The sequence below is a fragment of the Bradyrhizobium sp. SZCCHNS3002 genome, from assembly GCF_032377435.1.
Classification (GTDB): domain Bacteria; phylum Pseudomonadota; class Alphaproteobacteria; order Rhizobiales; family Xanthobacteraceae; genus Bradyrhizobium.
Genome location: NZ_JAUHHY010000001.1, coordinates 144,914 through 157,029, shown reverse-complemented (window position 1 = coordinate 157,029; position 12,116 = coordinate 144,914). Strand labels below are relative to the sequence as shown.

9 protein-coding genes are annotated in these 12,116 nt (G+C 66.8%); 6 read left to right on the top strand and 3 right to left on the bottom strand.

The genetic code is table 11. The annotated features are described in order from the left end of the window. Positions 1-8: 8 nt before the first annotated feature. The 4 genes from trpD (at position 9) to QW845_RS00690 (ending at position 5,218) form a co-directional block, all read left to right on the top strand. A complete protein-coding gene (gene trpD, locus QW845_RS00705; RefSeq protein ID WP_315799760.1) occupies positions 9-1,022 on the top strand; it encodes an anthranilate phosphoribosyltransferase in 1,014 nt (337 codons plus the stop codon). Positions 1,023-1,038: 16 nt separating this feature from the next. Then, positions 1,039-1,857 (top strand): indole-3-glycerol phosphate synthase TrpC, encoded by an 819-nt coding sequence (gene trpC, locus QW845_RS00700; protein ID WP_315799759.1) that lies wholly within the window; start codon positions 1,039-1,041, stop codon positions 1,855-1,857. Between the two features lie 2 nt (positions 1,858-1,859). Further along, complete coding sequence (moaC, locus tag QW845_RS00695) at positions 1,860-2,354, top strand: cyclic pyranopterin monophosphate synthase MoaC (RefSeq protein WP_315799758.1); 495 nt, start codon at positions 1,860-1,862, stop codon at positions 2,352-2,354. A gap of 152 nt (positions 2,355-2,506) precedes the next feature. Further along, positions 2,507-5,218: an EAL domain-containing protein gene (locus tag QW845_RS00690; RefSeq protein WP_315799757.1), complete on the top strand. Its 2,712-nt coding sequence runs from the start codon at positions 2,507-2,509 to the stop codon at positions 5,216-5,218. Positions 5,219-5,468: 250 nt separating this feature from the next. Here QW845_RS00690 and QW845_RS00685 read toward each other — a convergent pair whose 3' ends face one another. Continuing rightward, the gene (locus tag QW845_RS00685; RefSeq protein ID WP_315799756.1) at positions 5,469-6,803 is read right to left on the bottom strand and encodes a S41 family peptidase; all 1,335 of its coding nucleotides are present in this window, start codon (positions 6,801-6,803) and stop codon (positions 5,469-5,471) included. Between the two features lie 420 nt (positions 6,804-7,223). Between QW845_RS00685 and QW845_RS00680 the strand changes: the two genes are divergently transcribed. Together QW845_RS00680 and QW845_RS00675 are read left to right on the top strand one after the other, a co-directional pair. Then, entirely contained in the window at positions 7,224-8,360 is a 1,137-nt protein-coding gene (locus QW845_RS00680; protein WP_315799755.1) for an alpha-hydroxy acid oxidase, read from the top strand. 45 nt (positions 8,361-8,405) lie between these two features. Further along, positions 8,406-9,035 carry an HAD family phosphatase gene (locus QW845_RS00675; protein ID WP_315799754.1) on the top strand — a complete coding sequence of 210 codons (630 nt, stop codon included), beginning with the start codon at positions 8,406-8,408 and terminating at the stop codon, positions 9,033-9,035. Between the two features lie 1,100 nt (positions 9,036-10,135). Here the strand turns inward: QW845_RS00675 and QW845_RS00670 are convergent. After that, the gene (locus QW845_RS00670) at positions 10,136-11,125 is read right to left on the bottom strand and encodes an alpha/beta hydrolase (protein ID WP_315799753.1); all 990 of its coding nucleotides are present in this window, start codon (positions 11,123-11,125) and stop codon (positions 10,136-10,138) included. 12 nt (positions 11,126-11,137) lie between these two features. Continuing rightward, a complete protein-coding gene (locus QW845_RS00665; protein ID WP_315799752.1) occupies positions 11,138-12,070 on the bottom strand; it encodes an MBL fold metallo-hydrolase in 933 nt (310 codons plus the stop codon). Positions 12,071-12,116 lie beyond the last annotated feature (46 nt).

The following is a 12,116-nucleotide window of genomic DNA, read 5'->3' as shown; positions in this document are numbered from 1 at the left end:
CACGCGTGATGGACGATCTCAAGTCGATCATTGGCAAGGTCGCGACCGGCGCGCCGCTGTCCCGCGAGGAGGCGGCGTCCGCCTTCGACAGCATGATGTCGGGCGAGGCGACGCCGTCGCAGATGGGCGCGCTGCTGATGGCGCTGCGCGTGCGCGGCGAGACGGTCGAGGAGATCACCGGCGCCGTCAGCGTGATGCGGGCGAAGATGCTGCGCGTCGATGCGCCGGCGAGCGCGGTCGACATCGTCGGCACTGGCGGTGACGGCTCCGGCTCGGTCAACGTCTCGACCTGCGCCTCCTTCATCGTGGCCGGCGCCGGCGTGCCGGTCGCCAAGCACGGCAACCGCGCACTGTCGTCGCGGTCCGGCGCCGCCGACGTGCTCGCCGCGCTCGGCGTCAAGATCGACCTGAAGCCGGACCAGGTCGGACGATGCGTGCACGAGGCCGGCATCGGCTTCATGTTCGCGCCCGCGCATCATCCGGCGATGAAGAACGTCGGACCGACCCGGGTCGAGCTCGCCACCCGCACGATCTTCAATCTGCTCGGTCCCCTGTCCAATCCGGCCGGCGTCAGGCGCCAGATGGTCGGCGTGTTCTCGCGGCAATGGGTCGAGCCATTGGCCCACGTGTTGAAGAATCTCGGCTCGGAGGCCGCCTGGGTCGTGCACGGCTCCGACGGGCTCGACGAGATCACCTTGACTGGCCCGACCTTCGTCGCCGCGCTGGAGAACGGCCATATCCGCACCTTCGAGGTCTCGCCCGAGGAGGCCGGGCTTGGCCTGTGCGGCAGCGACGGTCTGAAGGGCGGCGACGCTGCGGCCAATGCGGTGGCGCTGCAGAGCGTGCTGGACGGCCTGCCGAGCCCCTATCGCGACGTCGCTCTGCTGAACGCTGCGGCGGCGCTGGTCGTCTCCGGCCGTGCCAAGACGCTGAAGGACGGGGTCGCAATCGGCCGCGATTCGCTCGACAGCGGCGCCGCGGCGGCGCGGCTGAAGCAGCTGATCGAGGTCTCCAACAGCTGATCCACCGGAGCGTGCCATGTCGGACATCCTGACCAAGATCGAAGCGTATAAGCGCGAGGAGATCGCGGCAGCCAAGCGGGCATGCGCGCTGCCCGAACTCGAGGCCCGCGCGCGCGTCGCTTCGCCGCCGCGTGGCTTCGTGGCGGCGATCCGAGCCAAGCACGCAAACGGCGACTACGCGCTGATCGCCGAGGTGAAGAAGGCCTCGCCGTCCAAGGGACTGATCCGCGCCGATTTCGATCCGCCGGTGCTCGCAAAGGCCTACGAGGCCGGCGGCGCGGCCTGCCTGTCGGTGCTGACCGACACGCCATCGTTCCAGGGCCATCTCGACTTCATGGTCGCCGCGCGGACCGCGACCGCCCTGCCCGTGCTGCGCAAGGACTTCATGTTCGACACCTACCAGGTGATCGAAGCGCGTGCTCACGGCGCCGACTGCATCCTCATCATCATGGCCGCGCTGGACGATGCCGCCGCTGCGGACATCGAGGCTGCCGCGCTCGCCCACGGCATGGATGTGCTGATCGAAATCCATGATCGCGCCGAGCTCGATCGCGCGCTGAAGCTGCGCTCGCCGATGATCGGCATCAACAACCGCAACCTGCGCACCTTCGAGACCACGCTGGCGACCTCCGAGGCGCTGGCGCCGCTGGTGCCGAAGGAGCGCCTGCTGGTCGGCGAGAGCGGCATCTTCACGCCCGCCGACCTCGCGCGCCTGGCGCGCGTCGGCATCCAGACCTTCCTGGTCGGCGAGAGCCTGATGCGGCAGGCGGACGTCACGGCGGCGACGCGCGGGCTGCTCGCGCGCAATGCCGCCTCCGCCAGCGCGGCTGAGTGACCATGTCCGACAAGTCGCCCGACGCTCCCGCCCTCACCCACATCGACGCCCGCGGCGAAGCCCGCATGGTCGACGTGTCGGACAAGGCCGCGACCGAGCGAACCGCGACCGCCGAGGGCCGCGTCGTCATGAGCCCGGCGACGCTCGAGCTCATCCTGTCCGGCAACGCCAAGAAGGGCGACGTGCTCGGCACTGCCCGCATCGCGGGCATCATGGCCGCCAAGCGGACCTCCGAGCTGATTCCCCTGTGCCACCCGCTGGCGCTGTCCAAGGTGACCATCGACATCACGCCCGATGCCGCGCTACCCGGCTGCATCGTCAGCGCCACCGTCAAGGTGACCGGGCCGACCGGCGTGGAAATGGAAGCCCTGACGGCCGTGTCCGTCGCCTGCCTGACCATTTACGACATGATCAAGGCGGCCGAGCGCGGCGTACGCATCGAAGGTATCCACTTGACCGAGAAGATCGGCGGCAAGTCCGGGCACTATCGCGCCTGAAGAGATTACCAAGTCAAATACAACTTCGAATTAATTGTTCGCTAACTCAACTTCCTAACCTCACTTCCATAGCGGGCCTATAGCAATGGTTGTGGGAGGGACGTCGTAGCGGTCCATCCCGAAGCGCCTATCGCAAGCGTATTCAGGGGCCGATGACGACCAACGCCAGTCCACGGAATGCCCTCAGAGCTTCGACCGACCGCGGTGGACCGATCCGCTGGCTGGTCGGCGGAGGCCTCGTGCTGATTGCAGCCATCGCGATCGGCACGACCATCATGGCCGACAGTTTCCGGGAACGCGCGCTGAACAGCGCGACGCGCGAGCTGGAGAACACCGTCCTTCTGCTGGCGCGTCATTTCGATCAGCAGATGGAGGATCTCGGCGCGATCCAGCGCGATCTCGCCAACTACGTCCGACAGAACCACATCGACACCGGCGCCCGCTTCAAGGAGCAGATGGGAAGTGCCGCCGTCAATGCCATGCTGAAGGACAAGCTGAGCGCGGTGACCTATGTCGGCGGTTTGAACATCTTCGACTCCGAGGGCAACCTGATCAACTCCGGAGCGGCTTGGCCGGTACCGCCCGTCAACATTGCCGATCGCACATTTTTCAAGCGGCTGAAATCCGATCCGACTGCGCCGCAACTGCTGATCGAACCGGTCGTGGGCCGGATCACCGGCACCTATGTCGCGGTCATCGCCCTGAAACTGACCAGTCCCAGCGGCGAGTTCCTGGGCATCATCAGCCGCAGTCTCGAACCCATCAATGTCGAGCGGTTCTTCGCCTCCGTCGCGCTCGGGCCCGACGCGGCGATCTCGATGATGCATCGCGACGGAACCCTTCTGGCCCGCCATCCACGCCATGAGGGCATGCAGAACCAGAACTACAAGAACGCGCCGATCTTCCGCCAGATCCTGGCCGGCGATGGCAACACCACGGGCATTTTCAGCAGCCCCGTCGACGGCGAGCACCGCATCGGCGCATCGCACCGGCTGACGAGCTATCCCTTGATCGTGACCGCGACGACAACGGTTTCGGCGGCGCTCGCTGACTGGCGCGAGCAGATGCGCTTCCTGATCGCCGTCGGCGTGACATCGGTGCTGCTGATCGCCGGCATGCTCTACGTCGTCGTGCGCCGGCTGATCAGCGACCACGACGTTTCGAGCCGCCGCTTGACGCTGGAGAAGGAACGGCTCGACAAGGCCGTCAACAACATGACCCAGGGCCTCCTGTTGTTCGACGCATCGGAGCGCCTGGTCATCAGCAACCAGCGCTACGTCGACATGTACGGCCTGTCGGCCGACGTCGTGAAACCAGGCTGCACGTTCCGCGAGCTGATCGCGCACCGCAAGGCGACCGGCTCGCTCGCGGGCGACGACGGCGAATATGCCGATGCGGTGCTGCGCGACATCGGCCGCAAGACCTCGCAGATCATCGAGACCACGGACGGTCGCTGGATCCAGATCGTCAACGAGCCGATCGCGGGCGGCGGCTGGCTCGCCACCCACGAGGACATTACCGAGCGCAAACGGTCCGAGGAGCAGATCACGCATCTGGCGCACTACGACGCCCTGACGGATCTGCCGAACCGCACCCTGTTCCACGAGCGCCTCAAGGAGGAGCTGACCGGCGTCCCCCAAGGCCGGCGCCTCGCGCTGCATTACATCGACATCGACGAGTTCAAGGGCGTCAACGATTCGCTCGGCCATCTCGTCGGCGACGAGCTGTTGAAGTCCGTCGCGGCGAGCCTGAGCGCCTGTGTCGGCACCACGGGATTCGTCGCCCGCCTCGGCGGCGACGAGTTCGCCGTGGTTCAGACGGCGATCCGCAACCGCGAGGACGTCGAACAGCTGATCGAGGACATTCTCGGCGCGATCCGCGCGCCGCGCGACTGCCTCGGCCATCAGCTCACCGCCGACGCCTCGATCGGCGTGGCGCTGATCCCCGAGCACGGCACCGATCTCGACCAGATCATGAAGAACGCCGATCTGGCAATGTACGCCGCCAAGGGCGCGGGACGGCGCACCTGGCGCTTCTTCGAGCCCGAGATGGACGCCCAGGTCAAGGCGCGCCACCAGCTCGAGGTCGACCTGCGCCAGGCCATCGCCGACGATCGGCTCGAGGTCTACTACCAGCCTTGCCTGAGCCTGCAGGACGACCGCATCGTCGGCTGCGAGGCACTGGTGCGCTGGAAGCATCCGGTGCGCGGCAGCGTCTCGCCGGCCGAGTTCATTCCGATCGCCGAGGACACCGGCCTCATCAACCTGCTCGGCGAACGCGTCCTCCAGGTCGCCTGCACCGAGGCGGTGAGCTGGCCGGACGACATCCGGCTCGCCGTCAACGTCTCGCCGGTGCAGTTCAAGAGCGGCACCCTGGCGCTCAAGGTCGCCAATGCCCTTGCGACCTCCGGCCTGCCGCCGCATCGGCTGGAGCTCGAGATCACCGAAGCGGTGCTGATCCGCGACGACGACGCGCTCGACACGCTGCACCAGTTGCGCGCGCTCGGCGTCCGCATCGCGCTCGACGATTTCGGCACCGGCTATTCGAGCCTCAGCTATCTGCAGCGCATTCCGTTCGACAAGATCAAAATCGACCGCTGCTTCGTCCAGGACATCACCGAGAGCGAGGGCTCCGCGGCGATCGTGCAGGCCGTGGTCAACATTGCCGCCATCCGCAAGATGTCGACGACCGCCGAGGGCGTCGAGACCGAGGCGCAGCGCCAGGTGCTGAAACGGCTCGGCTGCTCGGAGATGCAGGGCTATCTCTTCAGCCCTCCGAAGCCGGCGGCCGACGTGCGGCAATTGTTCGCCGCGCAGCGCACCAATCGCTCACCCGGCCGCCGTTCGCGCTCGGACGCCGCCTGAGCCGGTTCCGAACCGATAAATACCGTTGCAATTTGAGGCGTTTCCGCAAGCCAGATTCAAACCCTGCCGACCAGTCGTCCCGTTCGCCGCTTGAAGTCCACAGCTCCGCCATGATCTACCGGACACAGACGGACATGCTCCGTGTCCGCCAGTACACGCTGGTCGAATACCACGGCGGGACGGCCTCAGGGCCGCCCCGTCGGGTGTGAGCATCGAGCGTCGCAAGCCGCGCACCCGCCCACTTCGCAGATCAGTTCGGCACCGCCGCCTTGGCGCGGACATCGGCGTTCACCGTGACGCCCCGCAGCACGTTGAATGCGGCGTGCAGCGCCTTGTCGTCCTTCTCGTCCGGCGGAACGTAGGACTGCGACCCGGTCTGCTCGGTGCCGTCGGCGGCCGAGAGATGGCCGCGCATGCCGGCCTCCCCCTTGAGATCGCCGCGATCCTTGAATTCGTCCGGCACGTCCTGCTTGACCTCGATGTCCGGCGCGATGCCCTGCGCCTGGATCGAGCGGCCCGACGGCGTGTAGTAGCGCGCCGTGGTCAGCGCCAGCGCGCCATTGCCGGCGCCGAGCGGAATGATGGTCTGCACCGAGCCCTTGCCGAACGAGCGCGTGCCGACCAGCGTCGCACGCTTGTGATCGTGCAGCGCGCCGGCCACGATCTCCGAGGCCGAGGCCGAGCCGCCATTGATCAACACCACGAGCGGCTTGCCCTTGGTGAGATCGCCGCCGCGGGCGGTGAAGCGCTGCGTCTCTTCCGGATTGCGGCCGCGGGTGGAAACCACCTCGCCGCGCGGCAGGAACGTGCTGGAGACCGACACCGCCTGGTCGAGCAGGCCGCCCGGATTGTTGCGCAGGTCGACCACGTAGCCGGCGAGCTTCTCCTGCGGGATCTCCTTGGAGATGGTGGCGACGGCCTTGCGCAGGCTCTCGGTGGTCTGCTCGTTGAAGGATGTGATGCGGATATAGCCGATGTCGCCGCCTTCGGTGTGATAGCGTACCGGGCGCACCTTGATGATCTCGCGCGTCAGCGTGACGTCGAGCGGCGACTCCTTGCCCTTGCGCATGATCGTGAGCTTGGTCTTGGTGTTGACGCCGCCCTTCATCTTGGCGACGGCCTGCTCGAGCGTCAGTCCCTGCACGGCTTCGCCATCGATCTTGGCGATGAGATCGCCGGAGAGAATGCCGGCCTTGGACGCGGGCGTGTCATCGATCGGCGCGACGACCTTGACCAGGCCCTCTTCCATGGTGACCTCGAGACCGAGTCCGCCGAACTCACCGGACGTCGTCTCCTGCATGTCGCGCCAGGACTTGTCATTCATGTAGCGCGAGTGCGGATCGAGCGACGACACCATGCCGTTGATGGCGCCTTCGATCAGCGCGGGATCGCTGGGCTTCTCGACATAGTCGGCGCGGACACGCTCGAACACCGCACCGAACAAATTGAGCTGCGAATAGGTGTCGGCCATGCCGGCCGCGGCCTTGGCCTTCGCCACGAGTTGCGCGCCGTCGGGACCCGTCACCATCAGGGTCAGACCGACGCCGGTCATCGTGCCCGCCAAGAACAGCCAGTTTTTCCGCATTGTTTGCTTCCCGAGCGTTTGTTGGATGGCCGGTCGATCACAGGGTCCGCACGCGTCGCCGGCGCGATTTGTGTTGCGAACTCACACCACATTTCCGGTTTCTTCAAGGCCGATATTGCGCCGCCGTACCGGAGCCCGACCGCCGGCGCCCGCATCCGAAATGGACGTTCGCAGGCTGAAATCAAGATCAGGGCTGCGCCTGTCCTCCAGGGACCGACTGCACATATCCGGTCTTTCACGGGCACCCCTCATCACATTTCGACGAGCCGCGGAAGATGACGCGATTTGACCGCCGGCGGCTGCGGCGACCGCCTTTGCACGCCCGGCGAACTCCAGTTCGGAATGGCTTGCACCCGGACCGCACGATGGGCGATGCTCCGCGGCAAAACCGGGAAACATGACAGTCGCTGGGAGGCAACCATGAACCAACAGACCCCGATCGAGGCCGGGTGGCGGAACGTCGAGCTCGGCTCGAGCGACGAGAAGTTCCAGAACCTGCACGAGTTCATCCGCAAGGCCCGCGCCCAGCTCAACCAGAATGCCTGGGACTACATCATCGGCGGCGCCGAAACCGAGACCACGCTGCGCCGGAACCGGATGGCGCTCGACGAGATCGCGTTCCGTCCGCGCGTGCTGCGCGACGTCTCCAGGGTCGATGCCTCGGTCGAAACCTTCGGCCGCAGGCTGCGCCTGCCGGTGGTTCTGGCTCCGGTCGGCGCGCTCGAAATCTTCGATCCGGCAGGGGCCGCCAGCGTCGCTCGGGGCGCCGGACGATTCGGGGCCGCGCATATGCTGAGCTCGGTGTCCGAGCCCGGGCTGGAGAAGACCGCCGAGGCCGCTCCCGACGCGCTGCGCATCTTCCAGCTCTATGTCCGCGGCGACGACGCCTTCGTCGAGGACTATGTGAGCCGCGCCGTCGCCAACAGCTACACGGCGTTCTGCCTCACCGTCGACACCGCCCACTACAGCCGGCGCGAGCGCGACATCGCCAAGCGCTATGTGCGCGAAAGCCGGCTGCGCGCGACCGGCGGCGATCATCAGAAGGCGCTGAGCTGGCACACCGTCAAGCTGATCAAGGACAAGTTCAAGCTGCCGCTGATCATCAAGGGCATCGCGACCGCCGAGGACGCGCAGATCGCGGTCGATCACGGCGTCGACTGGATCTACGTCTCCAACCATGGCGGCCGCCAGCTCGATCATGGCCGCGGCGCGATGCACGTGCTGCCGGAGATCGTCGCGGCGGTGAAGGGCCGGGCCAGGATCATGGTCGACGGCGGCTTCTGCCGCGGCACCGACATCGTCAAGGCGATCGCCTCCGGCGCCGATCTCGTCGGCATTGGCCGGCTGCAATGCTGGGCGCTGGCGGCCGCCGGCGAGGACGGCATCCTGCGCATGCTCGAGCTGCTGGAGGACGAGGTCATCCGCGCGCTCGGCCTGCTCGGCGTCACCTCGTTCGCGGAGCTGAACGCATCCTATCTGCATCCGGCGACCGCCACCAACCTGCCGAGCGTGGTCAGCGCGTTTCCGCTGGTCGACATCGAGCCCTATCGCTATTAAGGAGGCGCTCCGTCGCTTCCACACCAGGCACCGCCGCCGCTGTCCATGCCCTCCTCCGCTCTCCACCCCGGCGCGGCCGATGCGCTGCTGTTCGATCTCGGCCGCGTCGTCATCGACATCGATTTCGTCCAGGTGGTCTCGCGCTGGGCGGCGCATGCCGGCTGTCCGCCCGAGCAGATCGCGGCGCGCTTCGTGCGCGACGAGATCTATCACGGCCATGAGCGTGGCACCGTTTCCGACGCCGCGTTCTTCGCCAACCTGCGCCAGCAGCTCGGCATCGACATCACCGACGCGCAGTTTCTCGAGGGCTGGAACGCGATCTTCGTCGGCGCGATGCCGGGCATCGCCGCGCTGCTCGCACGCGCGGCGGAAAAGCTGCCGCTCTACGCCTTCTCCAACACCAACCAGCCGCACATCGATCACTTCTCGCCTGTTTACGCCGATCTGCTCGGTCACTTTCGCGAGATCTTCCTGTCGTCGTCGATCGGCCTGCGCAAGCCGGATGCCGAGGCGTATGATCACGTGGTGCGAGCGATCGGCGTGCCCGCCGAGCGGATCGTGTTCTTCGACGATCTCGCCGAAAACGTCGAGGGCGCGCGGGCCAGCGGGCTGAATGCGGTGCTGGTGCGCTCGACAGCCGATGTCGCCGCGGCGCTGGAGGCGCTGGGGATCTAGGCGCTTGTCGGAAGGACGCGTCATGGCCGGCGGCGGCGTATCAACGAGGCTCGGGCCCGCAACTCCGCCACAACCTCCGCTGTCGCCCCTGCGAACGCAGGGGCCATAGCCACCGGCAGCCATGATCTGGCAAGACTCGTTCGATATCGTGCGCAAAACATCTCCCTGTGGCTATGGATCCCGGGTCGGCGCCCCGCCGCCGCTGGCGCGGCGTCGTGACTTGCCCGGGACGACAGCGGAGGGCGGCGCTGGATCGAAGCTCATACAGGCTTGAGGCGGTGAGAGAGGCACGAGGAATTCGCAAAGACGAAAACTCCGCTTCTCGATCACCGCGCATAAGCGGAGTCCCCCCGCGGAAAAATTCTGAGTTGCTGCGCTCGCAATCACGACGTCCACTCATGCGAAATTGTTCTCGCGGCACGGTGAGCCCGAGTGATGCTGCTGTCGTTCACCCTCGAAGTCGGAGGGCGCAGGGAATGCCGGGCTGCAGGCCGCAACCCATGGCCCGCCTGCAGAAAAAAAGCAGGCGGCAGTCACCACAGGTCCAGCCGACATCCGGCATTCCCTGCGCGATGGTCTTCACGCTTACTTCGCGCTCTCCCCGGTGCTCCGGCTTGTTGGCCACCGTCGCCGTCGGGCTCATCATCACCCGCCGGCTTGGCATCAGCGTCGGGATGCCAGGACCACGCGACTTCACGTCCGCGCCATGCCGTCCGTCCACATGCCGAAGCACGCTGCGACACGTCGCGGCCACCGCATCCCGCGCTCCACGTCCGTGACGATCGCGAAGCGCCCCTCCTGTCGAGCACGGGACCAAATCAGCATAGCAGACTTTTCCGAAAAAGCGAATCCTAAATTCGGCCGCCGGCAACGGCGCCGTCCGGCCCGCCTCCCGGCGCGTCCGCTGGCCGCGGTCGCAATGGACCGGCGTGACCTTCGATCGATCGGGTGAGATCGAGATCCCCTGTGCTCTCGTGCCTGTGCTCGCGTCGGTCGCGCACGACCATGCCGCCTATGTCGAGCCGAATGTCTGGATTCGACATCCGCTCTAACAGACCGCACGAAAGCCGTCCGCCCGTTGCAGATCGTCCGCGCCATGATCAACGCGCCGGCACGGCGCGTTCGTCGAGAAATCCGATCACTGCATCGAACGCCTGCTGTCGATTCCGTTCCATCAGGACCATGTGCGTGCCCTGGCCGATCTCGACCAGGCGCTTGTACGGCGCGCTCGCGAGTCGAACGAACAGGTCGTGCGCCATCTCGAAGCTGACATCCACATCCCATTCCGCCGAGAGCAGGAGAACCGGGCAGTTGATGCTGCCGGGATCATAGGTCGGCCTGGCCGCGGTCCAATGCGCGCGGACGTCCTGTACCGCGCCCGAGGGCGCGCGGATCGCGTCGGGGTACGGCGAGTCCGGATCGGTCGCGAGCGTCGCCTGCGCCCAGGTCTCGAACCAGCCGTCCGGAATCAGCTTGTCCCGCGCGTGCTCCGGAGCCGCGCCGCGCCATGCCGCCTCGAACGCGCGCGGGGTGACGATCCGATAGGCGCCGAGCGGTCCGCCGGCGTCGATGCGCAACGGCTCGCTCGACAGCCAGAGCGGCGTCACCAGGATCAGCTTCTCGAGCTTCGCGTTCGCCGCGCTCGCGAACATGCCGGCGATCGTGGCGCCCCAGGACATGCCGAGCACGTTGACGCGCGGGATATCGCGATGCCGGCGGATGAAGTCCACCGCGGCAGCGAAATCGTCCACGGCGGTCCGCGCATTGACCAATGGAGAACCTTCCTCTGGCGCGCGCGACATCTCCGGCGGCCGGCTGGAGCCGCCGTAGCCGCGCGCGTCGACGGCCCAGACGTCGTAGCCGGCCTGCGCCAGCACATCCATGAAGGAGGCGCCATCGACCGTGACGTCGAACAGGCTTGCGGACGAAAAGGTGGCGCCGTGCATCATCACCAGCGTGCGCTCGGCCGAGAAGCGTTGCAGGTCGTGCCGGCGCTTGTTGATGAGCTGAAGCTGGACATCGGACACCGGACCTTCGATCAGGCGGCGCTCGGAAACGATGCGCGAGGAGAACGTTGCATTATCGATCATGGCCATCTCGGATCAGGCGAAGTGCCAGGCAAACCGGTCGCCGTCGCGGCTGACGCGCCCGGCCGAGGACTCGGCGAAATGGGTGGTGAACACGAGGGAGCCGGTCTCCGCGGCATGGTTCATCGCCCATAGCCGTGAGGTCCGCGCCGCCTCCGGGAATTCGCAATAGACCGAATTCCAGTCCGGATGCGCGACCTGCATCGGATGATGCAGCACATCGCCCCAGAACAGCGCGCGCTCGCCACGCGAGCTGAAGCTGATGCAGGCGTGATCGATGCTGTGACCGGGGCTCGGCACAAAACGGAAGCCGCCTACGACCTCGCTGCCATCGACCGTGATCTCGCGCGCGAGGCCGGCCTCGACGATCGGCAGCACGCTGTCTTCGTAGACCCCCGGCATCGGTGGATGCAGCATGGGTCCGAGCCCGGCCGCGTCCCTGATCGCGGCGTCCGAGCCGTCGCCGGCCGAGAGGGCGGCGACATAGGCGCGCTCTCGGCCCGAGAAAACGTGCCGGGCGTTCGGAAACACCGGCATCCAGCGGCCATCGGCAAGCTGCGTATTCCAGCCCACGTGATCCGCATGCAAATGCGTCATCAGGACGAGGTCGACATCGTCGGGGGCGACGCCGGCCGCCCGCAATCGGTCGAGGAACGGCTCGTTCAGGCGATGCAGAACGGCCGCGCCGGGCCGCTCCTTGTCGTTGCCGGTGGCCGTGTCGATCAGCACCACGCGCTCCGGCGTCCGCACCAGCCAGCTATGGATGCTCAGGCGCAGCGATCCCGTGCGCGGATCGACCGATCCCGGCCCGAAACGGCCGCGTTCGCGGGCAATGCTGGCGGCGTCCACGCCTGGAAACAGAAACTCGCCCTCGACCGCATCGAGACCGATCTCGAAAATCCTGCTGATGGTGGCGTCCCCGACGCGATAGGTCGTGATGTCCTGCATGTTTGGCGGCCTCGATCCGAACGGTGATCTTGTCTGGGCCGAGATC